At 48.3% G+C, this 24,834-nt stretch carries 24 protein-coding genes and 1 pseudogene; 16 read left to right on the top strand and 9 right to left on the bottom strand.

The annotated features are described in order from the left end of the window. Nucleotides 1-41 precede the first annotated feature (41 nt). Nucleotides 42-632 (top strand): NUDIX hydrolase, encoded by a 591-nt coding sequence (locus BST96_RS04675; protein ID WP_085757583.1) that lies wholly within the window; start codon nt 42-44, stop codon nt 630-632. A gap of 148 nt (nt 633-780) precedes the next feature. Here BST96_RS04675 and BST96_RS04670 read toward each other — a convergent pair whose 3' ends face one another. From BST96_RS04670 to BST96_RS04655, 4 genes are all read right to left on the bottom strand, one after another. After that, nucleotides 781-1,407, bottom strand: coding sequence for a hypothetical protein (locus tag BST96_RS04670; RefSeq protein ID WP_085757582.1), 627 nt, complete (start codon nt 1,405-1,407; stop codon nt 781-783). A 30-nt stretch (nt 1,408-1,437) separates the two neighbouring features. Next, nucleotides 1,438-3,360, bottom strand: coding sequence for a 1-deoxy-D-xylulose-5-phosphate synthase (gene dxs, locus BST96_RS04665; RefSeq protein ID WP_085757581.1), 1,923 nt, complete (start codon nt 3,358-3,360; stop codon nt 1,438-1,440). Nucleotides 3,361-3,453: 93 nt separating this feature from the next. Then, on the bottom strand, nt 3,454-4,377 hold the full coding sequence (locus BST96_RS04660; protein WP_085757580.1) for a polyprenyl synthetase family protein: 924 nt from the start codon (nt 4,375-4,377) through the stop codon (nt 3,454-3,456). Between the two features lie 2 nt (nt 4,378-4,379). Beyond that, on the bottom strand, nt 4,380-4,631 hold the full coding sequence (locus BST96_RS04655) for an exodeoxyribonuclease VII small subunit (protein WP_085757579.1): 252 nt from the start codon (nt 4,629-4,631) through the stop codon (nt 4,380-4,382). Nucleotides 4,632-4,940: 309 nt separating this feature from the next. Between BST96_RS04655 and pomA the strand changes: the two genes are divergently transcribed. The 5 genes from pomA (at nt 4,941) to BST96_RS04630 (ending at nt 8,294) form a co-directional block, all read left to right on the top strand. Then, on the top strand, nt 4,941-5,699 hold the full coding sequence (gene pomA / locus BST96_RS04650) for a flagellar motor protein PomA (RefSeq protein WP_085757578.1): 759 nt from the start codon (nt 4,941-4,943) through the stop codon (nt 5,697-5,699). 32 nt (nt 5,700-5,731) lie between these two features. Further along, nucleotides 5,732-6,763, top strand: coding sequence for a flagellar motor protein MotB (locus tag BST96_RS04645; RefSeq protein ID WP_085757577.1), 1,032 nt, complete (start codon nt 5,732-5,734; stop codon nt 6,761-6,763). A gap of 12 nt (nt 6,764-6,775) precedes the next feature. Then, the gene (locus BST96_RS04640; protein ID WP_085757576.1) at nt 6,776-7,360 is read left to right on the top strand and encodes a PilZ domain-containing protein; all 585 of its coding nucleotides are present in this window, start codon (nt 6,776-6,778) and stop codon (nt 7,358-7,360) included. Nucleotides 7,361-7,464: 104 nt separating this feature from the next. Then, complete coding sequence (locus BST96_RS04635; RefSeq protein ID WP_206045399.1) at nt 7,465-8,037, top strand: HNH endonuclease; 573 nt, start codon at nt 7,465-7,467, stop codon at nt 8,035-8,037. A gap of 17 nt (nt 8,038-8,054) precedes the next feature. After that, complete coding sequence (locus BST96_RS04630) at nt 8,055-8,294, top strand: hypothetical protein (RefSeq protein ID WP_085757575.1); 240 nt, start codon at nt 8,055-8,057, stop codon at nt 8,292-8,294. Nucleotides 8,295-8,354: 60 nt separating this feature from the next. Here the strand turns inward: BST96_RS04630 and BST96_RS04625 are convergent, their stop codons facing one another. Further along, on the bottom strand, nt 8,355-8,699 hold the full coding sequence (locus BST96_RS04625) for a putative quinol monooxygenase (RefSeq protein WP_085757574.1): 345 nt from the start codon (nt 8,697-8,699) through the stop codon (nt 8,355-8,357). A 157-nt stretch (nt 8,700-8,856) separates the two neighbouring features. Between BST96_RS04625 and BST96_RS04620 the strand changes: the two genes are divergently transcribed. Continuing rightward, entirely contained in the window at nt 8,857-9,321 is a 465-nt protein-coding gene (locus tag BST96_RS04620; RefSeq protein ID WP_085757573.1) for a DUF2141 domain-containing protein, read from the top strand. Nucleotides 9,322-9,910: 589 nt separating this feature from the next. Here BST96_RS04620 and BST96_RS04615 read toward each other — a convergent pair. From BST96_RS04615 to BST96_RS04605, 3 genes are all read right to left on the bottom strand, one after another. Next, a complete protein-coding gene (locus BST96_RS04615) occupies nt 9,911-10,501 on the bottom strand; it encodes a hypothetical protein (RefSeq protein WP_085757572.1) in 591 nt (196 codons plus the stop codon). 73 nt (nt 10,502-10,574) lie between these two features. Continuing rightward, the gene (locus BST96_RS04610; RefSeq protein ID WP_085757571.1) at nt 10,575-11,546 is read right to left on the bottom strand and encodes a hypothetical protein; all 972 of its coding nucleotides are present in this window, start codon (nt 11,544-11,546) and stop codon (nt 10,575-10,577) included. A gap of 44 nt (nt 11,547-11,590) precedes the next feature. Next, on the bottom strand, nt 11,591-12,196 hold the full coding sequence (locus BST96_RS04605) for a hypothetical protein (RefSeq protein WP_240554891.1): 606 nt from the start codon (nt 12,194-12,196) through the stop codon (nt 11,591-11,593). Between the two features lie 115 nt (nt 12,197-12,311). Here BST96_RS04605 and BST96_RS04600 point away from each other — a divergent pair, with 115 nt between their 5' ends. Beyond that, a complete protein-coding gene (locus BST96_RS04600; protein WP_085757570.1) occupies nt 12,312-13,112 on the top strand; it encodes an SDR family NAD(P)-dependent oxidoreductase in 801 nt (266 codons plus the stop codon). 117 nt (nt 13,113-13,229) lie between these two features. Then, nucleotides 13,230-14,009, top strand: a complete 780-nt coding sequence (locus BST96_RS04595; protein WP_085757569.1) for a maleate cis-trans isomerase family protein — start codon at nt 13,230-13,232, stop codon at nt 14,007-14,009. 166 nt (nt 14,010-14,175) lie between these two features. On the opposite strand, the gene BST96_RS04590 is transcribed toward BST96_RS04595, so the two are convergent. Continuing rightward, complete coding sequence (locus BST96_RS04590) at nt 14,176-15,519, bottom strand: MFS transporter (RefSeq protein ID WP_240554890.1); 1,344 nt, start codon at nt 15,517-15,519, stop codon at nt 14,176-14,178. Nucleotides 15,520-15,857: 338 nt separating this feature from the next. Between BST96_RS04590 and BST96_RS04585 the strand changes: the two genes are divergently transcribed. The 7 genes and pseudogenes from BST96_RS04585 (at nt 15,858) to BST96_RS04555 (ending at nt 24,822) form a co-directional block, all read left to right on the top strand. After that, on the top strand, nt 15,858-17,567 hold the full coding sequence (locus BST96_RS04585; RefSeq protein WP_085757568.1) for a carbon-nitrogen hydrolase family protein: 1,710 nt from the start codon (nt 15,858-15,860) through the stop codon (nt 17,565-17,567). A 33-nt stretch (nt 17,568-17,600) separates the two neighbouring features. Then, nucleotides 17,601-18,878: an acyl-CoA dehydrogenase family protein gene (locus BST96_RS04580; RefSeq protein WP_085757567.1), complete on the top strand. Its 1,278-nt coding sequence runs from the start codon at nt 17,601-17,603 to the stop codon at nt 18,876-18,878. Nucleotides 18,879-18,951: 73 nt separating this feature from the next. Further along, entirely contained in the window at nt 18,952-20,385 is a 1,434-nt protein-coding gene (locus BST96_RS04575) for an aldehyde dehydrogenase family protein (protein ID WP_085757566.1), read from the top strand. A 1-nt stretch (nt 20,386) separates the two neighbouring features. Continuing rightward, the gene (locus BST96_RS04570) at nt 20,387-21,172 is read left to right on the top strand and encodes an alpha/beta fold hydrolase (protein WP_157117853.1); all 786 of its coding nucleotides are present in this window, start codon (nt 20,387-20,389) and stop codon (nt 21,170-21,172) included. A gap of 20 nt (nt 21,173-21,192) precedes the next feature. Next, entirely contained in the window at nt 21,193-21,786 is a 594-nt protein-coding gene (locus BST96_RS04565) for an isochorismatase family protein (protein ID WP_085757564.1), read from the top strand. A gap of 21 nt (nt 21,787-21,807) precedes the next feature. Then, a pseudogene (locus tag BST96_RS21445) lies at nt 21,808-23,249 on the top strand (sodium/proline symporter). Next, nucleotides 23,242-24,822 carry an FAD-binding oxidoreductase gene (locus BST96_RS04555; protein ID WP_085757563.1) on the top strand — a complete coding sequence of 527 codons (1,581 nt, stop codon included), beginning with the start codon at nt 23,242-23,244 and terminating at the stop codon, nt 24,820-24,822. The pseudogene BST96_RS21445 and the gene BST96_RS04555 overlap by 8 nt, the downstream one beginning before the upstream one ends. Nucleotides 24,823-24,834: the final 12 nt, after the last annotated feature.

The raw sequence follows: 24,834 nt of genomic DNA, 5'->3' as shown, positions 1-24,834 counted from the left end.
TTACACTATATGCGTAGCAAATAGTGACGAGGAAAGGCTAAGTGGTAATAACAACATTGCAGCAGGCGCGACAGCAGTTAGCGCCGTTTAAACCGCGGAAAAAGTGGTACCGCCGTTGGGTAAAGCGTTCTGCCGTGGCCTTGATACTTCGCCAAACTGATAGCGGGCTTGAGACCCTGATGATTAAACGGGCTGATAGAGAGGGTGACCCCTGGTCCGGGCATATGGCTTTCCCCGGTGGCCGTGGTGAGCAGGCCGATAGCAATAATTTGCATACTGCGCGCCGAGAAACCTGGGAAGAGATTGGCCTGGATACCGACCAACATACTCAAGTCTTGGGCCGGCTCTCCGATATTGCTACTCCGCCGTTTCGCGGCCATCACCGTATGGTGGTAACGCCTTATTTATTTACCATTGAGCAGGTGCCGGAGTTAAACCCGAATCACGAAGTGGCTGAAGTTATTTGGGTGCCTTTGGCTTTTCTGGCGGACCCTGATAACCGAGAGCGTATGCAGTGGCAGCGAGATAATATGACGCGGGATTTACCCTGCTATTTTTACAACGACAGGCGAATTTGGGGCTTGTCGTTATTGATGCTGGATGAATTGGTGGGGTTGGCGCGTTATCAGTAAATTCTAAATATAGCAGAGTGCTTTTTTATATGCCGGGTCGAATCAATACTGGAATATTATCGTAGTTATTGTGGAGATTATGTTATGGGTGGCAAATACTGATGCTTGCTCAAGCCTCAGGCTTCAGTGGGTGAGTCGTCTAATTATTTTACTGCTCCCGCAAAAACCGCTTAGTCTCTTCCATTAGTTTCTTCGTCTCTGTCAAAGGCTTGGCCGCCTCAACCAAAGCCTCTTCAGGAATAATCTCTTTAATATAAGCATCAATCAATGCCAACAAAACAGGGTTCATCGTTTTATTTTCCCACTCCCACCGGCGCCCCTTAACCAAATTTCCCGTCACCAAGCCTTCTTCAAGCTTTAACCAGTTAGCCCCGCACTTCGACAAATAATAATCATTAACACGGCCGTAACTGATATTAGGGGTGTCGGGGTTAAAGCCATCGGAAGGAATATCGCCGGTGATTTTGTTAAGGCTTAATACCCATTGCGTACCAACGGGGAAGTCTTTAATTTTAGGGCGGCACAGTTGGCCGTTATCGCCCCAAACGCGGATGGTTGAGTTAAATTCGGTAAAGCCGATGCCGCGGTCAAGGTGGGTGCGGTCAATGTAAAAATCAGCGGAGTTCCCTTTGCTGGCGATAATACTGCCGCTGACAATTAGGTCTGCCTTTTTATAAGCCTTGGAAAAAGAGCCTTGCCATAAACACTCGCAGCTTAATGCCTGCTGGCTAAAAAGCAGAGTGAGTAATAATAGTGGTTTAAGGCGGTAGGGCATTGTCGTTATAGCTTTTCGCTAAGCAGAAAGTTAAAGACGTTTGGATTCTCGTGCGCTAACAGATTGGTTAAGAATCTCCAGGCGTTGTTCAATGCTATGCAGTATGCCGCTGGTATTTAAGCCGCAGGCGGCTAATAAATCCTGGTGTTTGCCGTGGTCGATAAAAGTGTCGGGCAAACCTAAATGCAACACCGGTATATCAATACCCTGGCTGCTAAGGTATTCGCTAACACCGGCACCGGCGCCGCCAGCAATGGCATTTTCTTCCAGCGTAACAATCAGGTCGTGACTGCTGGCCAGGTCAAGAATCATTTGCTGGTCTAGCGGTTTAACAAAGCGCATATCGGCCACGGTGGCATTGAGCGTTTCCGCTGCGGGCATGGCGTCTGCTAATAGCGTACCAAAGTTTAAAATGGCAACGCTTTTACCTTGGCGGCGAATAATGCCTTTGCCGATCTCCAGTTCCGTCATTGCTTGTTCGATAACGGCACCAGGTCCGGTACCTCTAGGGTAGCGAACAGCGGCAGGCCCTTTAAATTTAAAACCGGTATACAGTAGTTGGCGTGTTTCATTTTCGTCGGAAGGTGCCATTACCAGCATATTGGGAATACAGCGTAAAAAGCTCAGATCAAAACTGCCGGCGTGGGTAGGGCCGTCTTCGCCGACCAGGCCTGCTCTATCAATACCGAATAAAACATCTAAATTTTGTAGCGCCACATCATGAATCAGTTGGTCATAGGCGCGCTGTAAAAAGGTGGAGTAAATGGCGACCACTGGTTTTAAACCATCGCAGGCCATACCGGCCGCTAAAGTGACAGCATGCTGTTCAGCAATGGCTACATCATGGTAGCGGTCCGGAAACTGTTCCGAAAACTCGATCATGCCGGAGCCTTCACCCATGGCAGGGGTGATTCCAATTAATAGCTTATCTTCTTTAGCAGTATCGCAAAGCCAATCACCAAACACTTTTTGATATTTGGGTTTTTTCCCGGTGGCGGGTTGAGCCGGCGCAACGCTGGGCTTAACTTCAATTTTATTAATTGCGTGATAACCCACAGGGTCTTTTTCTGCCGGGGCAAAGCCTTTCCCTTTTTGCGTCATAATATGCAGCAGTTGTGGGCCAGGTAGTTCGCGCATATTGCGGATAGTGCTAATCAGAGTGGGCAAGTCATGGCCATCAATGGGGCCGATATAATTAAAGCCCAGTTCCTCAAAAATTACGCCGGGTGCCACAAAGCCTTTCATTGATTCTTCTATGCGACGCGCGACGCCCCAGGCCTGTGGAATTTTAGAGAGTACACTTTTACTACCGGCACGGAGGTTGGTATAGGCCTTACTCGCCCAAATTTTTGAGAAGTAGGTATTGAGTCCGCCGGAGTTGTGTGAAATCGACATTTGATTGTCGTTGAGGATAACCAGCATATCCGCCTCAACATGGGCTGAGTGGGTCAGTGCTTCAAAAGCCATGCCCGCTGTCATCGCGCCATCGCCAATAACCGCAACGGTTTTACGATCAATACCCTGTTGTCTGGCGGCAAGAGCCATCCCTAAGGCGGCACTGATGCTGGTACTTGAGTGGCCCACACCAAAGGTGTCGTATTCACTCTCACTGCGCTTTGGAAAGCCCGCCAAGCCATCCTGTGTGCGGATACCATGCATTTGCTCACGGCGACCGGTAAGGATTTTATGGGGATAGGTTTGGTGGCCTACATCCCAGACAATACGGTCGTCCGGGGTGTTATATAAATAGTGCAGTGCCACCGTCAATTCGACAACACCCAGGCCAGCCCCAAAATGCCCGCCGCTTTGCCCGACGCAGTAGAGCAGATATTCACGTAGCTCATTAGCCAGCTGGGGTAGTTGGACATCGTCCAACTGCCGAAGATCAGCGGTCTGGTCAATACCGTCCAGCAATGGGGTGCTGGGACGTGAGCGAGGGATTTCAGTGAACATAAAGTCTGTGGTTATGCCTTGTAAGATGACGGTGCAATGTGCAGAGGGCGGATTGTAACTCAAAAAACCATGGGAGGGTGAATCGGCTGGTTTCTAGTGGGTTCGAGAAATAATATAGCTGGAGAGGTCCCTTAGGGTCCCCGCGTTCTCACCCAGCTCCGCCAGAGCGTCCAGCGCCTGCTGATGCAATTGCTGAGCCTTGTCTTTGGCGCCATCCAGCCCCAGTAAGGCGGGGTAGGTGGGCTTATTCAGTGCCTCGTCGGCCCCCTGAGTTTTGCCTAATGTCGCTGTATCGCTCTCAATATCGAGAATATCGTCCTGTACCTGAAAGGCCAATCCAATTGCCTGTGCATATTGGTCCAGGGCCTGTAATTGCTGGGGGCTTGCCTTGGCCAGGGTGGCTCCCATAGCCACGGCCGCGCGAATCAGGGCGCCGGTTTTTAAGCGGTGAATGGTTTCCAAATGTTGTAAATCGATGCTTTGGTCAACGGCATTAAGGTCAATGGCCTGTCCGCCCACCATGCCCTGTTGGCCAGAGGCTGCGGTCAGTATTTTAAGTAGCTCTAATTGCGTGGTTGCGGGGCACTCTTCCAGCTCGGTCAGTAATTCAAAAGCCCTGCTTTGTAAGGCGTCCCCGGCCAGAATGGCGGTGGCCTCATCAAAGGCTTTATGGCAGGTAGGCTGGCCGCGGCGCAGGTCGTCGTCGTCCATGGCGGGCAAATCGTCGTGAATCAGGGAGTAGGCATGGATCATTTCAACGGCGCAGGCAACTTTATCGGCATTGCTGGCTGAAATGGCGCCGGGGTCGATCGCGTTGGCTGCGGCATAAACCAGTACAGGTCTAACCCGTTTGCCACCATTGACCAGGCTATAGTGCATGGCCTGCTGAAGCCGAGCGAGATAATCGCTGCTGTCGGCTGAGGTGTAGGTCGAATTAAAGTCGCCCAAATAGAGACTCAGTGCTTTATCGGCCCGTTGCTTGGCCTGCTGTAAAAAGGCCGGGAAAGACTCACTCATTGTTAATCGTCGTCCTCGGCAAAGTCTTCGTCCAGTTCCACCGCTTTCAGTTTGCCGTTTTCTTCCACCAGCATCTGCACCTTTTGCTCCGCCTGGGACAGGGCGGTTTGGCACTCGCGGGTTAGCTTAATGCCTTGTTCAAAGGCCTTTAGTGACTCTTCAAGGGTTAAATCGCCGTTTTCCATATCCTCGACCAGCTCTTCTAATTGGTCCAGGGCTTCTTCAAAATCGACGCTTTTTTTGGCTTTAGCCATGGTTCGGCTCCTGCTTGCGGTGGTGTTAGGCTTGTTGAAAACGGGGCCACTTTAACTGAGGGGGTGATTTGGGGCAATCCCTGCGGGCGCCATGGGTTAAAGTCAGGGCTAAAGTCTGCCCTGCAAAGGCCGCTATTCTACTAAGCAATTATCTTTACCCTCAGTGAATATTTCTCGCCTTAAGGCGCTTCTCGGCTGTACTCGCGGAAGATTAGGACTAGACTGTAAGTATTGGAAAAGTAGGGGGTTTCTCAGCAGGCAGTGCTGAATAAGCCTTAGGTATAGTTAGCAATAAACGGGAGTCCGGCAGTGGATTTAGCAACCCTTATAGGCATGATCGGTGCCATGGCCATTATCATTACAGCCATGGTGCTTAGTGGTGGTGTTGGCATGTTTGTCGATATTCCATCGGTACTGATTGTTATTGTTGGTAGTATTTTTGTGGTGATGTCGAAATTTGGCCTGGGCCAGTTTTTGGGGGCTGGTAAAGTGGCGGCTAAAGCCTTTATGTTCAAAGTGGACGACCCCGGTGAAATGATTGACGAAATTGTCGGGCTCGCTGACGAGGCACGCAAAGGCGGCTTGCTTGCTCTGGAGGGTAAAGAACTGAGTAGTGACTTCTTACAGGGAGGGATTCAGCTGCTGGTGGATGGCCATGACCCTGAAGTGGTCAAAACCCTGCTATCCAAAGATAAAGATAAAGCGGTTGAGCGGCATACCCAAGGTGCCGATATTTTCTCTGCACTGGGTGATGTAAGCCCGGCGATGGGCATGATCGGAACGCTGGTTGGTCTGGTGGCCATGCTGTCTAATATGGATGACCCCAAGTCGATCGGGCCCGCTATGGCGGTCGCGCTGTTGACCACACTGTACGGTGCAATGCTGGCCAATATGGTGGCTATTCCTATTTCTGACAAGCTATCGCTGCGTCGCGGCGAAGAAGATATGAGTAAAAGCCTGATTATTGATGCGCTCTTGGCGATTCAGGGTGGTCAGAACCCCAGAGTGATTGATTCCATGCTGCGTAACTATTTGCCAGAAAGTCAGCGGGCAAAGGCTGATGAATAAATCTCTGGCTGTAGTGTGCGGTATCAACTTCTATGAGTGACGAAGAAGCTAATTGCCCCGAATGTCCACCACCGGGTGCCCCGGGGTGGATGGGTACCTTTGCCGATTTGATGTCGCTGCTAATGTGCTTTTTCGTATTGTTGCTATCGTTTTCAGAAATGGATGCAATGAAGTTTAAGCGCTTGGCCGGTTCTATGGCGCAGGCCTTTGGTGTGCAAAATAAACTCGACGTTAAAGATCCTCCCAAGGGTACCAGTATTATTGCCCAGGAATTCAGTCCGGGTCGTCCTGACCCCACGCCGATTAATCAAATTTATCAACATACCGATGATTTAACCGAGCTGTCTTTGGAGGTAAATGCCTCTGAAGAGTACGATGTGGCCGCGGGTATCGATGGGCAGGAAGCGGGAGTGCCCGACGCCGAAGAAGAGAAAAAAGAGCCGGTGGATGAGCAGGATGTTATTGAGAAAATTGAAGAGCTGATTAAAGAAACCCAGCAAGATGCCCGGGAATTAGCCGAAGCGCTGCAAGACCAAATTTCCAAGGGTGAAGTAGAAGTAGAAACCCAGGGCCGACAAATTATTGTAAGAATTCGCGAGAAAGGTTCTTTCGGCTCCGGTTCGGCAGAACTGGCCGGTAACTATTTACCTTTGTTACAAGAAATGCGCGATGTACTGTCCACCAAAGAAGGGGCCATTTCTATTCAGGGGCACACCGACGATATTCCGATTAAAACCGCACGTTTTCGCTCAAACTGGGAGCTGTCCACCAGTCGAGCAGTGTCAGTTGCCCATGCGATTTTTGAAGGGGGTATTTTAAACCCCAATCGTGTTCAGGTCAGTGGTTTTGCAGAAACCAAGCCCCTTGCCAGTAATGAAACCGCAGAAGGGCGAGCCAAAAATCGTCGGGTTGAAATTGTGATTCAGCAAGGTTTGGGCGGTGATGCGATGAAGCAGGGGCTGCGTAATTTAAAAGAAAAAGATCCTGAGTTTTTCGAGTCGCTTGAGTTAGAGACTCAAGATAGTGGCCCGGCCTTTAATCTGGATCGCTCAGATATATTTTAGTAGAAGAGTATTATGACAGAAGAGCGCCGCCGTTATTTTAGAATTGATGACTCCATGGGGGTCTCCTATCGCTGTATCGGCAGTGAAGAAGCCAAAGTGTTTGCCGAACAAACACAGGCCAATAGCGGTACTTTCGATTTTGCCGCTAACTTTGATAATCGAATTCAAACGCTATTAGACGCTTGTAAAATTCAGGCGCCGGTTGCCGCTGAGCTGGTTGACCTGATTAACAAAAAGCTGAATTTTGTAATTGCTCAAATGGATGTGGATTCTGAGTTGATGCATAAAATTGCTTATTCACTCAAGCAAGTCAATGTCAGTGCTTGCGGTATGGCGTTTGCGAATGAAGAGAAGCTGGATAAAGGCCAGTTATTGCAGTTGGATATTATGCTGCATCCCTCGGAGTTACATATAGCGGCTATGGCTAAGGTGGTCGAGTGTATGCCGCTTAATATAGACGAGGCGGAGGGTGATAATACCTGTTTTGTCAGGGTGGATTTTGCCGAGGTCAATAGCAATGATCAGGAATTATTGATCCAGCATATTGTCAAACGCCAATCAGAAATACTTAAACAAAAGCGTCGTATGTCGGAGTAACAAAAACAGGTCGTTAGATTAAACAGCTCTTTCATTTTTTTGTCATAGTAGAAAGCCATCTTTATCGGTGCTTAAGCTAATCATCACAAAAAGGAGTTAGGCTTGTGCAAATACTACGATTGAACAAAGCCGGTCATCCCATTGATTGGCTGCACTGGCAGGAAGCGGTATGCCTGATCTCCCGCGAATTGGTGTGCTGGAGCATGGGCGATATTATTTTCAATATCCATGGCGGCTATAACCGTGTAACCGACAAGCGCTCCGTGATTGAGTTACCCAGTATTATCGCTTGTGGTGGTGAAAAACTGGCCCGAGTTAAAAACAAACCCCCTTTAAGTAACCGTGCTCTGTTTGAGCGTGATAATAATCAGTGTATGTACTGTGGCCATTTTTTTAGCGCTAAAGAGCTAACCCGGGATCATATTATTCCCAGTTCCCGTGGCGGCCGCGATGTGTGGGAAAATGTGGTGGCAGCCTGTCGGCGTTGCAATCAGCATAAAGGTAATCGTAAACTGCATGAAACCCGTTTAGAGTTGTATGCACTGCCTTATCGCCCCAACCCGGCTGAGTATTTGGCGCTGGTTAATAGCCGCAGGATATTGCCAGAGCAGGCAGATTTTTTAAGTAAGCAGTTTTCTGCTAATTGCCGCTGGCAAATGCCAGCGGCAGCCCATTAATATGAATTGGAGTTGTTATGTGGCCCGCGTTTGTTATCGCTTTGTTGTCAGGTTTATGTATTGGTTATTGGGTGGGGAGAAATACACGTTCTTCTACCGCTTTTGAAGCTGAACATAAACTAGAGGAGGCCGGGCAGGAGCTGGAGAAGGCTCGCAGCACGCAAAAACTGTTAGAGCAGAAAGTCGCAGACTTAAAGTACCAGTTGGGTGAAGAGAAAAAAGCCCGAGCTTATGCTGAAGGGCGCGGCAAAGAGTAGGGTGGATTACAATCCACCTTGGGAGAATATATTGGTGGATTATAATCCACCCTACGTGGCTTAACTAAAAAATGCCTCTCTCTTTTCAAAATTCGGCCCGTAAACCGGCTCATCCCTCTCCGCCAGATAGGCCCGGTTAATGCTCTCCAAAATGCCTACTTCAGTAAACATCCCAACCATAGCCAGATAGTTAGGGTGGTCAAAATGGGCTACCAGTGAGTCGCTATCCTGCCATGACTCATAGACCTGAATGGCCATCGGATCACAGGGGTCAGCGGCAAAGCAATAGGCGTTGCAGCCGGGTTCCTGTTCTCTGGTGGCTAGCTGGATAGGGGCGGAGAGTTCTACCGCCCGGTCACGATCAGCCTGATTGGCAAACAGTATTTTGGCGACAACAATAATCATAGATAAACCTTTATGTGAATTTGGCAGCTAAATTCCAATGTCTGCTCTTTAGATTTTGGATGCTAGCATGTTAACATTGGAAACATGTTCAGGCACTATAATACTTAACCCGAATACTGGATCTGGCTCTTTAACGAATTTACAGGATGATTAAATAATGAAAAAAATACTAATCGCCATGACGGCGCTGCTACTATCAACTCATGCCATGACGGAAGAAGCTGATGCAGCTGAAGTCGCGCCTTCAGGCCAGAGTACGCTGGAAATTACTATTACCAATATTGAAAATGCCAAGGGTATTATTCATGTCTCTTTACAAAATTCACCGGATGGTTGGTTGTCGACGGACGAAGATGTAAAAACTTTTCGTGATGTATCTCAGGAAATTACGAGCACTGATGATATTGTGATTGTTATAGACAATTTACCAGAGGATGGTTATGCCATTTCCCTGTTCCATGATCTGGATGGCGACCTTGAATTAGATACCAATTTTATTGGCTATCCGAAAGAGCCTTTTGGTTTTTCCGCCCCAATGGGTATGACTGGGCCGCCGAAGTTTGATAAGGCAGTGGTTGAAGTTGCCGGCGAAAAAACCAGCGTAGAAATTAAACTGAATTAATCGTTCCTACCTCCGCACATTACTGCCAGGAGTCGATACCTTAACTAAGGCCTAAAAATCGTAGGGTGGATTATAATCCACCAAAGCCCTGCCCGTAGCCGTCAAGATCGGTGGATTATAATCCACCCTACGGGGCTGCCTCCGCACTTTGCTGCCTGGAGTCGATACTCAGACCAGATAATAAGCCGTTTACGTAAACATTGTAGGGTGGATTATAATCCACCAAAGCCCTGCCCGTAGCCGTCAAGATCGGTGGATTATAATCCACCCTACGGGGCTGCCTCCGCACTTTGCTGCCTGGAGTCGATACTCAGACCAGGTAATAAGCCGTTTACGTAAACATTGTAGGGTGGATTATAATCCACCAAAGCCCTGCCCGTAGCCGTCAAGATCGGTGGATTATAATCCACCCTACGGGGCTGCCTCCGCACTTTGCTGCCTGGAGTCGATACTCAGACCAGGTAATAAGCCGTTTACGTAAACATTGTAGGGTGGATTATAATCCACCAAAGCCCTGCCCGTAGCGACCAGACCGGTGGATTGCAATCCACCCTACGGATGATTGGGTCCGTGCAGGGGGTGGAGGAATTTAAGGGGTAGGGGTATTTGGCACGGCCGCCTGTTCCTCGGAGGGAGCAAGCTCAGCATTAATTGCCGCAGCAATGGCAGTAGCTAATTCTTCAGAATAAACGCCTTTAAATTCTTTGATTATCTTGCCGTCTTCCGAAAGCAAAACCAGCGTGGGCAACTCATCCAGTGTTAGTCCACCTTCTTTGGCAAACTCTTCCAGATCATCAATATAAAGCACGCCGGACTGACTAAGGTCGGCGGTGCCTTCATAGGCATCGGCCATGGCGCTTCTAATAATGCCTTTGACAAAAAAGGGTGGGCTTTCCATAACTGGAAAGTGGTAGGCGGCTACCTGTTCATTCAATATGCCTTTTTCAGCTAATGCCTTGTGCCATTCAATCTGCTGTTGCTGCTGTAGGGTGCCGTTTTCCTGATCTTTACCCATGGCTAAAAATAATAGGCTTAAGGGCGTGCCTTTAATATCTTTCGGGAAAACAAATTTATCACCCTCAAAGTTTTTGGTTTTGACGGTTTCCATTTCAGCCGTAAGGGCAGAAGAAAACAAGCTGAGCAGGAGTGTCAGCAATAAGACAGAGCGTGTTTTTAACATGTTATTATCCCTTTTAATCAGTAACGGAAAGCAAGCCCATGCCTGCTTTCCGCTTTGGTAAAGTACGCAGTGATTACTCCACGTACTGGGCGCCTAATACTTCATCGCCTTCTTCCCAGGTCAATGTACCGTGAGTCATATACTTCTCTTTTTGTGACTCCAGAAACTGCCAGGTACAAACCTGTGTGTAGTTGCTATCAACAACCGCTTCACGTGACCACAACTTAAATGACTCTGCATAAGAGTGACGGGTTGAGTACAAGTAACGGCCATAGCTAAAGCCATTACCAAACATATCCGGGCCGTGGAACTGGTGGCTATTGTTGGTACGTGTACGCATGGCGGTCCATTTGCGATTAATCACACCTTCAATTTCAATGGTCTGCTCAGAGTGAACCAGATTGATGGGCTTATGGTGAATCGTGACCTTGTTATGGCCAATTAATTCCTGTTGGTCGTTATACACTTCAAACTCACCGGTAAATTTACCTTCGTTTTTAACCGGCAGGTTATAGGCTTTACGGCCCAGTTTCTTTTCCTGTAGCAGGAAGTCTTCTACCTGCTTTTGTGTGTCAGGGTTGGTGGCGTAATCCTGCGATACACAGTAGATACCGTTAAAGACACCCACCATGGTATCCCCTTCAAATAACTGTGAAGAGTAAACCTGAATACCCAGGTCCGGCACAACGTGGTTCATTGTGCGCAGGCCTACATTCCAGCCAGGAGAATAGTAGTTAGAATCAACCATCATGCCGAAGGGACGACCTGAACCGATAAAGTCAGGGCCGGTGTAAATACGATCCTGATCTGAATCGATAACACCAAAGTTAAAACGGGTGTTTAAATCAAAGCGGGTCATTAATGGACCAAAGGCATCAAAGTCGGTTTCCATCCAGTAGGTGGTACGGCCATCTTTAAATTCACTGGCGCGGCTTACTTTGTTGTAGCCTACGTGGGTGCCGTCGGCTTCAAATAATGATGGGTAGCCGTGCCACTCACCGGTGATGGCTTGCTGCCAATTACTGGGCTTCTTATCGTCTGACATGTTGTTTCCTCTTTTTCGTGTTCTACTATTTTAAAATATTGTCTTTATTCGTCATCAACCAGATGTTGCCAAATCGGTGAAACAAACACTTCACCATGAACCGGGCCATCGGGGCCGCGTGGGTCGGTGGGATGGCGCACATCGCAGGTAGGGGATAAGCGAGTGCCTCTGGCGGTTAGTGTGCGTACAGCAACTTTGTCGCGGTACAGTACCGTGTGGCGAATTCTTTGGCCATTGCCGGTCAGGGCGATAAAGTCAGGCTCCAGATAAACATCCGTATGCTTGCCCATTTCCAGGGCGTTAAACGTCAGGATACCCGGACCACCGGAAACGCCGACATTATTAAACGCACCAGGGCCAAGCTCATCAAATACCAGTAGCCCATCTTCCATTTTGGCGGCAAAGGTTTTGGTGGCCAGTTCGCGGCCGCGGATATGGACATTGGTCAGCTTTAGGTTATAGCCATCAAAGTCGATATAGGCCAGATTATCAAAGGGGCTGGGGCCGGGGGTGCCTGCACCCAGATCGCTATCGGTATTTAGCGGTGTGCCATCAAGGTTGTATAGCTCAATATGGTCGTGCCAGGTGCCGCGCATCAGCATCATATTGTAACCAACGGAGCCAATTGGGAATGTAGGGTAAGGTTTCATGGTATTGTTCCAGCAAGAATATAGTTGACGGCAAAGCCTAATGATATAACAATAGATTATCTATGTCAGAATTATTCCCGCCACTATAAAGAATAATCCCTTGGAGCACATCTTTATGAAAACCGTTGTTGTGACTGGTAGTACCCGTGGTATTGGCCGAGGTATGGCTGAAAACTTCCTTAAGCGCGGCTGTAATGTGGTGGTTAGCGCCCGAAACGACCAACAAGTCAAAGAGGCAGTGGAAGAGTTGGGTAAGGAGTATGGCGCTGAGCGCGTAGCTGGTACCGCCTGTGATGTGGCCTCCTATGATGACCTGCAAGCCCTGTGGGACTGCGCTGTAGCCAATTTCGGTACAGTTGACCACTGGGTGAATAATGCCGGTAGAACGCTGGATAATGCGCCTTTTTGGGAGGCGGATAATGCCGAGATTGAGAGTATTGTCGCAACCAACCTGACCGGCCTGATTTATGCCAATAAGGTGGCTATGAAAGGTATGGCAGCCCAAGGTAATGGTCAGATTTGGAATATGGAAGGTTTTGGCAGCAATGGTATGGCCCAGGCTGGTTTGGCGATTTATGGTGCGACTAAGCGCGCGGTCAATTACTTGAACAAGGCGCTGGCCAAAGATGCCGCCGATAGCGGTGTAAAAATCTGTACAGTTAGCCCTGGCATGGTCTTAACTGATTTATTAATTGGTGAATACGATACCAGCTCTGAAGAGTGGCAGAAGGTGAGAAAGACCTTCAATATTCTCGCGGATAAAGTAGAAACCGTCACCCCGTGGTTAGTCGATAATATTTTGGCCAATGAAAAAGACGGTGCCAAGGTCGAGTGGTTAACCACTGGCAAGGTTATCGGGCGTTTCTTAAAGAATTTAGTGGTAAAGCGCGACCTGTTTGCAGGCATGGATATTTAACAACGTGCTCGTAGGGTGGATTGCAATCCACCAAAACCGGAGCCGTTAAACCGGTGGATTATAATCCACCCTACGTACTTTGTTTTAGAAAGTTTATTAATTATATAGGCATCCCCAATGGATAATTATCAAATAGCTCGCCGTGCGCAAATCGGCGTATTAATTCCATCAACTAACACCGGTGTGGAATACGACTTACAAAAATTTGGTTTAGACGGAGTCACCTGGCACCCTTCGCGTTTCTGGATTGAGCTAAAAAACTGGGCCGACGAAAAAGCCGCAACCGGTGATACCGAAAATGCCGTGTTTGAACGCTTTCTGGAATTAATGCGTACCGAAATGCCGCCAGCGATTGATAATGTGATGAGCTCAAAAATCTCACACCTGATGCTGGGTATGTCAGCTGAAACTTTCTGGGGCGGTATTGAAGGTAATATCGAATTTGAAAAAGCAGTACGTGACCAGTTGCCAGAAGGTTTTGGTTTAACCACCGGTGCGACTGCCAGCCATGAAGCGCTGCAAAATTTTGGTGCTAAAACCATTTCGGTTATCACACCTTATCCACCGGTAGGTGACGATAATGTGCGTCAGTACTTTACTGAAATAGGCTACAACGTTAAGCACGTTAAGGGTTTAAACCGTCCTTCAGCTACAGCGATTGCCGAAACATCTATCAAAGAAGTGATGGATGCGGTAAAGGAAGTTGATGGCGATGATGTTGATGCAATCTTGCAGTGTGGTACTAACTTATCAACGGTTGATTTGTTCCCAACGCTGGAGCACTGGTTAGAGAAGCCGTTAATCCCTATCAATATTGCGACTGTTTGGCATGCACTGCGGGCCTGTGGCATTAACGATAAAATCCAAGGCAAAGGTCGTTTGTTAGAAGAGTTCTAATAGTGATCGCAAAAAAAATCCCGGCTACTAGCCGGGATTTTTTTTGCCTCAATTTTCACGTTGGCACTTTCGTAGGGTGGATTATAATCCACCGGTTGTTAACGCTAGTGGGTAGGAATTGGTGGATTATAATCCACCCTACAACCGGGGCGACGTGTTATGAGGGTTAATGAGCGGCGCCAGCATCGGCCTGCTGATTCAGTGGCACAATTTTATGCCTGACAGCTATCGCCCAAATTAATACCAGCAGCGCTACACCGCCAATAAAGACAAACGGCCCCTGTGGCAACCAGTTATCAAATAACCAACCGCCCGCAACAGCGCCAACCAAAATACCAACGCCGCCAGAGAGGTTGAAAAAGCCCATTACCGAGCCGCGAATATTTAACGGCGTCTGCTGCGCAATCAAAACCGCACTGGTAATAATACAACCCACCTCAGCCATACCAATTAAGGCCGCGCAAATTAACATGCCACTGGCAAAGGGGTCGGTAATAAAATAAGTGCCCATATAGCCTGCAACGGAAACGACTAAGGTAATAATCAATGCGGTGGTGCGATTAATACGGTCAGTCATAATGCCAAAGACCGGCGCTGAAAGTAGTGCAATACCCTGAGCGATACCTAGCACCATACCGGCTTTAGCCAAAGCTTCGGCACTGTTCATATTCAGTTCGATAATGCCGTATTGTTTTAGCCAGAGGGTAAAGAAAGTACCCACCAGTGCTACATTGCCTCGGGCGATAAATGATGCGCCGTAAGCCAGTGCTACGCCGGGGTCTTTAGCGGCGATTAGCCCTTTTTGCGCCAGCCTAAGCATGCTGTCAGTTTCGGCACCTTCCTCGTGCACCACTTCCACTTTTTTCAGGCCAAACCACATACCTACAGCGGCGAATAATGCGATAACGGCAGCGACATGGTAGGTGGCGTAACCCGCTTCAATCGGCGTCATGCCCTGTTCCTGGAAGATGGCGGGGAGCTGTAATAGCAGGAATACACTGATCATAGCGCCAAGGCCGTTGCCCATGCCCAGTAGGCCAGTGGCCTTGCCGCGGCTATTATCCCGCACATAGTCAGCCATCAGGGTAATGATAATGCAGCTATACATACCGATACCGGCATTAAAGATAATGCGGGCAAAAACGAGTTCGGCATAGGTTTCTGAGCGGGGGTAGAGGTACATACTCAGGGCGACAATTAAGTAACTACCTGCCATCAGTGGTCTGCGGCCAAATTTATCCGACATGGTGCCCCATAGGCCGGTGGTCAGGATAATGGTGATTTCGCCATAAAAAGCCAAATTACCACTGATCATGCCCTGTTCGGAGGCCGGTATATTCAGGAACTCATCCAGAATATAAGGCTGTAACTGGGGGGTGAAAGCCGCCAGCATAATGCCCAGCAAGCAGGCGAAGTAAAAGGTAATCATATTACCGGTGTTAACGCCGTCCTGAAGGCTAATAAAGCCCAGAAAGGTATTGTTGGATGCGGGTGCAGTGGCAGTGGACATAAGGGCCTTTGATTGTTGTTATCGGTTAATGGGCAATAATTATGCTGTGTTTCATAAACTACGGGGCAGCAGGGTGTTTGGATCTTCTTTTGTAACCCTAACGGTTCGCCGTTTGCTAGTGGTTTAAGATTTGTTAAGTTATCGCAAAAACACCGTCATCTCGGGCCTTGGCGCTTGTCGCCAGCTTCTTTTGAGGGCATTGTTAATGACCTTATCCCGATTAAAAGGTATAATGTTATTAGTTTATAACATTTGCCCTCCGATATTGCTATTTCTATCATCGGTTTGGTATCAGTTTATCCCTTTTAATCACTACGTTATTTGGTTGAGTTATTGTCATGAGTGAGTCTTCAACAATCCGCGTTGCCGCTGCCCAGTTCCATATTGGCCACGACCTCGATGAAAACCTGCAAACCTGCCTGCGCATGATCCGCAAGGCGGCTGAGTGTAAGCCCGATCTAATTGTATTGCCTGAGTTTTGTAATCACCTGTCCTGGTATGAAGACCAGGCCCACTGTGACAAGGTGTCGATCGGTTTAGATAGCCCCTGGTTACAAAGTATTGCTGATTGCGTCAAAGAAGTGGGTGCCCATGTGGTGATTAACTGCACTATCTTGCGCGAAGATGGTGCCTGTACGGGTACCAGTTTGCTCTACTCACCGGAAGGCGAGTTGCTGGCAGATAACGATAAGCAAATTTATATTGGCCATGAAAATGATTTTCTGCGCCCCGCGCAAACCGAGGGCCCCATTGTTGAAACCCCGCTAGGTAAGCTTGGCCTATACGCCTGTATGGATGGCGTTATTAATGAGCCGCCTCGTTCGCTAAGCCTGCGCGGTGCACAAATTATTTGTAATAGCGTTAACTCCTTTGCCCCGGATGAAGGCAGCTTACATATGCCAGTGCGTGCAGCGGAAAATAAAGTCTTTATGGTAGCGGCGAATAAAGTCGGCCCATTAATTCCGGAGTTTTTAATGGACCCGGTCAGTGAAGCGACGGGCATCTCCAAGCCGTTTTTATGCGGCGCTGGTGATAGTCAAATCGTTGCTCCAGACGGTACCGTGCTAGCCATTGCGGGCAACGAAGAAGAAATTATCTTTGCCGATATCAATCCGGCGGATGCCCTGAATAAAGTGGCTGCGGATGGCACCGATATCTTTGCCAGTCGTCGCCCGGATCTTTACCAGCCTATTGGCGAAGACCCCGCCACTCAGCCAGAGCTTGCCTATAACGGTGCAGAGTCGGCTACCGCGGCTATGATTCAATTAGCCAATACCGGCGCAGAGGCCATTGCCGAAGCCGTAGAGCAGGCTACAGCCGCTATTGCTCAGGGTGCAGAGATTGTTGTGCTACCCGAACTGTTTTTTGTTGCCGATAGTAGTGCTCCAGACCTAGCCGAAGAAGTGGCCCAGTCTCAGGCTGTGGTTGAGCAGTTTACAGCGATTGCTGCGGATGCCGTTATTGTGTGCTCGATTATTATTGAAGAGGGTGGCCAGCACTTCCACGCGACCGTGGCGATTAATAAGCAAGGCATTATTGCTACCCAGAAACAATTGCATCCGTCGGCTCGTCTTTCCTGGTCGGCACTCGGTGACGAGGTGGTCTCGGTGGATGTGGCCTTTGGTCGCTTGGGTTTGGCTACCGGCGCAGATACTATCTATCCGGAAATGTTCCGCTTAATTGCCATGCAAAGTGTTGAAGTGGTTGCCGTTCCCTTTTCTGTACAAGAAAAATGGGAGCTGGTTACTGGCCTGGTTGAGCGCGCCGCAGAAAATCGCTTAAATATGATTGCCGTTACCCAGCCCTCTGAATTGGGTTGCAGCTTTGCCAATAAGCTCCATAAGGACTTTACCGTACTGACTCCATGGGAAGAGCGTGAGTTCGATGGCAATCTGACTTATCCTTTAATAACTCAGGCGGGTCAGGGTGCCGGGATTACATTGGCACCATTAACCCCATTAAATGCACAGGATAAAGTAGTTTCCCGTGGTACCGACTTAATTCGCAATCGCCCCTGGCGATTAGCGCAAGCCATAACAGCTGTTTAAAAACGTATTAAATAAAAAATCAGGAGAGTGACTGTGACAAAATTAACTGGTGAATATTATGTTGAAGATCTTTCAGCGGAAGAGCGTGAAATTCAGCAAATCGTTGAAGGCGTGCTGCCTTCATTAGCCGAGCAGGCGATTGAAGTTGATCGCAGTGCCGAGTTCCATCGCCCGCATGTGGGTACCTTGGCCGAAGCGGGGCTGATGGGTTTAATGGTACCTAAAGAGTACGGCGGTCTGGGTGGTGGTTTACGCGACCTGTGTGCTTCTGTATTTGCGATTGCCACGGCTTGTCCTTCTACGGCGATGGCTTACTTCTTCCAGTGTTCTTCAACCTCTCGTGGTGTCTTGCTATTAAAAGCGATTGAAGCAGGTTTGTTTGAGAATAAAGATGATGAAGCCAAGGCCAAAGCCTGGGCGGAAAAATTATTGCGCTTAATCGGCGAAGGTAAAAACTGGACGGGTAACTTTACCTCAGAAGGTGCCAAGTCTGAAAAAGCCAAATTAACCATTGAGACTGTAGCCAAGAAAGTGGATGGCGGTTATATCCTTAACGGCGTGAAATCTTTTGCCTGTGCTTATGATGTGGCTAACTATTATCTGGTAACCGCCTCTCTAGAGGGCACCGATGATGCTGGCGGCCTCTGTACTTTTATTATTGACAGTCAGGGCGAAGGCCTTGATCGTCGTATCAAGTGGGATGCTATGGGACTGCGTGGTAGTGCTACCGATGGTCTGGTGATGAAAGATGTGTTTGTTCCCGATGATATGAGCCTGGCTGTACCCGGTGCGTTTGTAAAATCTATGTCAATGAGCCGTGGCTCTTTTGTGGGCAATCAGGTAGCTGGCCCCGCTGTTTACTTGGGTGTGGCCCACTCTATTTACGAGCAGACTAAAGTTCACCTGCGTAAGAAAACTTATAAAGATACCGGCGCTACTTATGCAACCAACCCGGTTTACCAAAGCATTTTTGGTGACATGATGAAGGACTACCACACCGCCGTATTATTTATGCGTCGTCAGTTGGATCTGGAAACTTCAGAACCGCCGATTTTGCCCAAAGAAGAAGTGGTTAAGTTATGGCGCTTAAATAAAGGCATTATTGCTGAAGCTGCTTACGGTGTTGCACAGGGTGCATTAAAGATTTCTGGCACCTCCGGTACTTTGGGTACTGCGCCACAGTCTCGTGCCCTGCGTGATATTGGTATGGCTTTGGTACAGGGCTTCTCGCCAGAAATGGGTAAGTTCGACGCTGCTAAAACTGAATTGTTAGAGCAGGCCGAAGCCCAGTTTGCTGGCGTTAAAAAGTAATATCCTGTTACTAAAAACCCCGCTGCATAGCTGTCGCGGGGTTTTGTTTTTTTAAGAGTGAGTTTAGAGTTTTATGATTGAACGTGGATTAATAATTGGTGGTGTTGAACAGCCCGCAGTTTCTGGTGAGGCTTTTGACGTTTTATCACCCGCCACTGAAGACGTGATGGGGCGTGTTCCCCGCGGTCAGGCCGCTGATGTTGATTTGGCAGTAGCCGCTGCGCGCAAAGGTTTTGATCAGTGGCATAGCCTGACGCCAAGTGCCCGTGAAGCGGTTTTGCTGAAAGCGGCCGATATTATGGCCACCGAAGGTGAGCAGCGTTATCTTGATTTATTAATCGACGAAAGTGGTTCGGTTATTAATAAAGCGCGTTATGAAATTATGCGAACCGCTGATTTACTACGTGCGGCAGCCGGTGAAGTGCGTCGTCTTTATGGCGATACTATGCCCAATGATGACCCCAGCAAAATATCAATGGTTTTTCGTGAACCATTAGGGGTGGTAGCTTCGATTGTGCCTTATAACGCACCGTTACTATTACTGACAAAAATGACTGCTTTTCCTTTGGCGGCCGGTAATAGCGTTGTTATTAAGCCTTCAGAAGAAACGCCATTAATTGCGATTGAATATGCCAAGCTATTAGTGGAAGCGGGTTTGCCTGCCCAGGCGATTAGTGTGGTGACCGGTTTTGGTGCCGAGTGTGGCGCGCCATTGGTTAGCCATGATGATATTGATGCGATTGCGGTGACCGGTTCTACCGCAACCGGTAAAGCGATTGGCAAAGTGGCGGTAGAAAAAATGCGGCCAGCACAATTAGAACTAGGCGGTAAGTCGGCTTTACTGGTGCTAAATGACTTTGAAGCCAAAGAAGCGGCGGCTATTGCCATTGACGGTATGTTTACCCACGCTGGCCAGATTTGTATGGCTAACTCACGCATTGTGGTAGAGGCAGGTATCTACGACGAATTTATCGCTGAGATGAAAACGGCTTGTGAACAATTAGCTATCGGTGATGTGCGTGATACTAATACGGCTTACGGTCCGTTAATTAATCGTCGCGCTCTTGAAAAAGTACTGGAACATATTGAAGATGCCAAGTCTCGAGGTACTGAGCTGTTAACCGGTGGTGAGGTGCATGATGGTTTGACTTTGCAGCCTACCGTTTTACTGGAGCCGCCACGGGATGCCACGGCCTGGTGTGACGAAAGTTTTGGCCCCCTTACCAGTGTTGTTAAAGCGAAAGATTTAGACGAAGCCATCGCTTTGGCCAACGACAGTATTTTTGGCTTATCGGCCGGTGTACTCACACACAATATCAAACGCGGTTTTAAAGCGGCCAGAGAAATTCGCTCAGGTGCTGTTCATATTGGTATGCACTCCTTCCAAAGTAATGCTATGGCGCCGATTGGTGGTCTGGGTGATTCCGGTATAGGTCGCAGTGGTGGTCAGTTTAGTACCGAAGAATTTACCGAGTTAAAATGGATTAGTGTTGAGCTGGGTGATTGATATGAGTGCTATCCGCAGAGGCTATATTGATACCCGTATCGGTCAAATTCATTATCGCGAAGCTGGCAACAGCGATTTACCGTCGCTGGTCATGTTTCATCAAGTTCCCAGCACCTCGGCAATGTATGAAGTGTTAATGGAGCGGCTGGCTAATCAGTTTCATATTATTGCACCGGATATGCCTGGCTTTGGTGGTTCTGATGCGTTAAACGAAGCGGTTACCATTAAAGCTTATGCCGATATTTTGCATGAGGCTTTATTGGCTCTGGGGATTCATCAATGTTTAGTATTTGGTCATCACACGGGTGCATCAGTAGCGGTGCAGCTGGAATATGATTTTCCGGGTTTTGCCAGCAAGATAGCCTTATCGGGCCCCACCTTATTAGATCAAGCCTTAAAAGATTTATTGCCGAAAAAATCTTTTGCCTTCCCGGTTGAAGATAATGGCAGCCACTTGATGTTGATGTGGGAAAGGGTCAGAGCTAAAGACCCTGACGCTACTCTGGCATTAAGCCAGCGCGAAACCTTAACCGGTATAGCATTGGGCGATACCTACCCCGACGCCTATAAGGCGGTTATCGATCAGGATTATGCAACGCAGTTAGCATCGGTTAAATGCCCTGTATTGGCTTTTGCCGGCACTGAAGACCCGCTGTTGGGCCAATTGGATAATGCCTTGGCTTTAGTGGAAAACGGTGAGAAAGCGATTATTGAAGGCGCTCGTACCTATGTCTGTGAGCGCAATGCCGACGAAGTCTCGGCGCTATTAACTAATTTTTTTAAATAAATGTAAAAGCGAGAATTATTATGGACTTGGAACGTAAAGCATTAGGTCTGGGTAATAAGCCGGCACTGGTTTTAATCGATATGATTAACGGTTTTACCAGTTCAGCCTGTGCGTTGGGTACCGATTGCCCTGAAGTGGTAGCCGCTAACAAAATCTTGTTGGATGAATTCCGTGCCAAAGGTTTACCGGTGTTATACACCACCGTGGTTTATCACAGCGATGATGAAGCCACCGTATTTCGCGACCGTATTAATGCGTTAAATGTTTTAACCCCGGATTCTGATTGGGTCAAAGTTGATGATCGTCTGGCGCCGATTGATGGCGAGCCTGTGATTGAAAAATGCTGGGCCAGCGGTTTCTTTAAAACCGATTTGGATGAGCGTTTAAGAGCGCAGGGCGTAGACTCCATTGTGGTCACCGGTTTAACTACTAGTGGCTGTGTGCGCGCCACTGTGGTGGATGGTTTGCAAAATAACTATCAGGTGGTAGTAGCAGAAGAGGCAGTGGGTGATCGTAACCAGGAGGCCCATGCGGCCAACCTGCACGATATGCATGCCAAGTATGCTGAAGTTCAAAAAGTACAGGACGTACTGGATCACTTAGGGCAGCTATAAGCTGCTCTTTGTGGATATTCTATGGATAAGGTCACTATTGTTCTTATCACCCTGGTCGCCTATAAATTATTTCTTATAGGGGTCGGTCTTTGGGCGCAGCGCCGAACCAATACGGTTGAAGACTTTTTTCTCGGTGGCCGTTCTCTCGGCCCTGTTGTTGCGGCGATCAGCTATTCCGCCAGTTCTTCTTCCGCGTGGACATTATTAGGCGTAAGTGGTGCAGCCTTTGTGTTAGGTATCTCTGCGGTCTGGTTGGTAGTTGGTGCGGTAGTCGGGATGATTTTTTCCTGGTCCTATGTCGGTTCCAAAATGCTGGACTTTAGTCGAGAACATCAATTAATTACCCTGACCGATTTTTTAGCCCACGGTTCTGAGGGCGGGTGGCGCAAGGCGATTGTTTATGCCTCGTCATTAATTATTGTATTTGCTTTTTCGTTTTATGTAGCCGCCCAGTTTCAGGGAGCAGGCAATACCTTTCACCAAACGTTTGATTTATCGATGACCACCAGCATTGTGCTGGGGGCATTATTATTATGATCTATACCTTTTTGGGTGGTTTCTGGGCGGTGAGTGTGACCGATACCGTACAGGGTTTATTAATGGCAGCCGCCTCGATTCTATTGCCGGTTGCTGCGTTTATGGAAGTCGGTGGTCTTGAAGGTTTTGTGAGTGGCTTACAGGCGGTCAGCTCGGCGGACCAATTAAGCCTTACCGGTGTTCACTCCGGCATTGCTGCCGTGGGGTTTGTGTTGGGAGCATCTGGCGTTGCTTTTGGGGCGATAGGTCAGCCACATTTACTGGTTCGCTATATGGCCTTGCGTGACCAGACCGCGTTGAGGCAGGCGCGTGTTATTGCCATCCTTTGGTTTATGCTGGTCTTTGGTGGCATGTGTTTTGTGGGTTTGGTAGGGCATATTTTAATCCCGGATGTGGCCAACCCAGAGTATATTTTCTTTGCCCTGACAGACTATTTGTTTTCCCCGGTGATTGCTGCGATTTTAGTTGCCGCGGTGTTGTCGGCCATTATGTCAACTGCCGATAGCCAGTTGCTGGTAGGTGCTTCTGCGGTTTCCCATGATCTGGGTTTGGCTAAGTTGTACCCCGATAAGAGTTTATTGATCTCCCGTATAACTATCGCCGTATTAGTAGCTCTGGCGATTATTGTGTCATTAACATTACCTTCGACCATCTTTAAGCGGGCGCTATTAGCCTGGACCTGTTTGGGTGCAAGCTTTGGCCCACTGGTACTGCTGCGTTTGTCCGGCGTTAAAGTACGCCAAAAAGGTGCTTTTTTAGGTATTGCTACTGGTTTTGTTTTTGCCGTATTTTTCCATTTTAATCCCGACAATTTTGTTGAGGATTATTTAATGCTTTCCGTTCCCGCGACTGTGTTTGAACGTATCCTGTCGTTTTTTGCAGGTCTGCTGGTATTACTAACTTTTCGTGAGAAGTCCCATGAGTGAACAACAGAATATTGATAATGTTATCCAGTCTATTCAAACCATTGTTGGTGCCGACTATGTACTGACCGATGAGGCGGATCGTGTGTTTTATTCCATGGATATCTGGACTCGGGGTAAAACAGCGGCGGCGGTAGTCCGGCCTGACAATGCCGAGCAGTTATCCAAGGTTGTAGCGGCTATTACCTCTGCGGGTTATGCAGTGATTGCTCGCGGCGGTGGCATGTCTTATACCAAGGGTTATACGCCGGAAGAAGAAAACACCTTTATGATTGATACTCAGCGCATGGATAAAATCCTTGAGATCAATCGCGAAGATATGTACGTCACGGTTGAAGCGGGTTGTAGCTGGAAGTCTTTGTATGAAACGCTAAAAGGCTCGGGTGTGCGCACACCTTATTGGGGGCCGTTGTCCGGTATTAAGGCTTCGGTTGCAGGCAGTATTTCCCAGAATAGTATTTTTTGGGGTAGTGGCAAGCATGGTAGTGCTGTTGATTCAGTGGTTAGTGTCGATGTGGTGATTGCCGATGGCACCATTATTTCTACCGGCTCTGCGGCTCAGAAAAATGGTACTCCATTCTTTCGTCACTTTGGCCCGGACCTCACCGGTTTGTTTACCTGTGATAATGGCGCACTGGGTATTAAGTCCACGGTAACTTTACGTTTAATTCCAGAGCTTTCTGCGCACCGCTATGCCGCCTTTGATTTTGAAGATCATAATGGTTTGCTGGCAGCGATGAATGAAATTTCTCGTAGTGGTTTAGCGTCTGAATGTTTTGGTTTTGATCCCACACTAACGGAGATGCGTGCCCAGCGTGATACTTTGGTCAATGATGTTAAAGCCTTTACCGGTGTCTTGAAAAATAGTGGCTCGGTATTGGGTGCTATAAAAGACGGTGCCAAAATCGCCATGGCCGGACGCCGCTTTATGAAAGATTTGCGCTGGCCGATGTATATTGTGATTGAAGAGCGTGTCGAAGCTGCGGCTGAAGATGCTTTGCAGCAGGTATTAGCGATTGGTAAGAAACATGGCGGTAATAATGTGGAAAATAGTATTCCTAAAATTATTCGCGCCAACCCTTTTGGTCCGGTCAATAATATGGTCGGCCCTGGTGGTGAGCGTTGGGTTCCAGTTCATGGTTTGGTGCCTTTGTCGCAGGCGGTAACGATCACCGAAGAAGTACAAAAAATCTTTGATAAGCACAGTGCTACTATTGAGCAGTACAGTATCACCACCGGCTTTCTCTATAACAATGTTTCAACCAACTGTATTGCTGTTGAGCCTTTGTTTTTTTGGCCCGATGCGGCGGATGAGATTCAGAAGGATAGTGTGGAGAAAGCGTTTTATCAAAAAGTGCATAAGTTTGATGAAAACCTTGAGGCTCGCAATGCTGTTGGCGCCATCCGTCAGGAAGTTAGCGATATGATGAGTGACAAAGGTTGCGTGCACTTACAGGTGGGTAAATCTTACAACTATAGCGGCGGCCTGAAAGGTGAGGCCTTTAGCCTGGTTGAGAGTATTAAGAAGGCGGTGGATCCCAAGGGTAGAATTAACCCGGGTGTATTGGGTTTATAAGCCGAGAAAAAA

It is taken from the genome of Oceanicoccus sagamiensis (assembly GCF_002117105.1).
Classification (GTDB): domain Bacteria; phylum Pseudomonadota; class Gammaproteobacteria; order Pseudomonadales; family Dasaniaceae; genus Oceanicoccus; species Oceanicoccus sagamiensis.
The sequence above is the reverse complement of the archived record's forward strand: the minus strand, read 5'-3'. Positions and strand labels throughout refer to the sequence as shown.

Excerpts from the sequence above, each read along its gene's own strand:
- BST96_RS04670 (WP_085757582.1), bottom strand. The coding sequence starts at position 1,407 with ATGCCCTACCGCCTTAAACCACTATTATTACTCACTCTGCTTTTTAGC.
- dxs (WP_085757581.1), bottom strand. The coding sequence starts at position 3,360 with ATGTTCACTGAAATCCCTCGCTCACGTCCCAGCACCCCATTGCTGGAC.
- BST96_RS04660 (WP_085757580.1), bottom strand. The coding sequence starts at position 4,377 with ATGAGTGAGTCTTTCCCGGCCTTTTTACAGCAGGCCAAGCAACGGGCC.
- BST96_RS04655 (WP_085757579.1), bottom strand. The coding sequence starts at position 4,631 with ATGGCTAAAGCCAAAAAAAGCGTCGATTTTGAAGAAGCCCTGGACCAA.
- BST96_RS04645 (WP_085757577.1), top strand. The coding sequence starts at position 5,732 with ATGAGTGACGAAGAAGCTAATTGCCCCGAATGTCCACCACCGGGTGCC.
- BST96_RS04640 (WP_085757576.1), top strand. The coding sequence starts at position 6,776 with ATGACAGAAGAGCGCCGCCGTTATTTTAGAATTGATGACTCCATGGGG.
- BST96_RS04630 (WP_085757575.1), top strand. The coding sequence starts at position 8,055 with ATGTGGCCCGCGTTTGTTATCGCTTTGTTGTCAGGTTTATGTATTGGT.
- BST96_RS04625 (WP_085757574.1), bottom strand. The coding sequence starts at position 8,699 with ATGATTATTGTTGTCGCCAAAATACTGTTTGCCAATCAGGCTGATCGT.
- BST96_RS04620 (WP_085757573.1), top strand. The coding sequence starts at position 8,857 with ATGAAAAAAATACTAATCGCCATGACGGCGCTGCTACTATCAACTCAT.
- BST96_RS04615 (WP_085757572.1), bottom strand. The coding sequence starts at position 10,501 with ATGTTAAAAACACGCTCTGTCTTATTGCTGACACTCCTGCTCAGCTTG.
- BST96_RS04610 (WP_085757571.1), bottom strand. The coding sequence starts at position 11,546 with ATGTCAGACGATAAGAAGCCCAGTAATTGGCAGCAAGCCATCACCGGT.
- BST96_RS04605 (WP_240554891.1), bottom strand. The coding sequence starts at position 12,196 with ATGAAACCTTACCCTACATTCCCAATTGGCTCCGTTGGTTACAATATG.
- BST96_RS04600 (WP_085757570.1), top strand. The coding sequence starts at position 12,312 with ATGAAAACCGTTGTTGTGACTGGTAGTACCCGTGGTATTGGCCGAGGT.
- BST96_RS04595 (WP_085757569.1), top strand. The coding sequence starts at position 13,230 with ATGGATAATTATCAAATAGCTCGCCGTGCGCAAATCGGCGTATTAATT.
- BST96_RS04590 (WP_240554890.1), bottom strand. The coding sequence starts at position 15,519 with ATGTCCACTGCCACTGCACCCGCATCCAACAATACCTTTCTGGGCTTT.
- BST96_RS04585 (WP_085757568.1), top strand. The coding sequence starts at position 15,858 with ATGAGTGAGTCTTCAACAATCCGCGTTGCCGCTGCCCAGTTCCATATT.
- BST96_RS04575 (WP_085757566.1), top strand. The coding sequence starts at position 18,952 with ATGATTGAACGTGGATTAATAATTGGTGGTGTTGAACAGCCCGCAGTT.
- BST96_RS04570 (WP_157117853.1), top strand. The coding sequence starts at position 20,387 with ATGAGTGCTATCCGCAGAGGCTATATTGATACCCGTATCGGTCAAATT.
- BST96_RS04565 (WP_085757564.1), top strand. The coding sequence starts at position 21,193 with ATGGACTTGGAACGTAAAGCATTAGGTCTGGGTAATAAGCCGGCACTG.
- BST96_RS04555 (WP_085757563.1), top strand. The coding sequence starts at position 23,242 with ATGAGTGAACAACAGAATATTGATAATGTTATCCAGTCTATTCAAACC.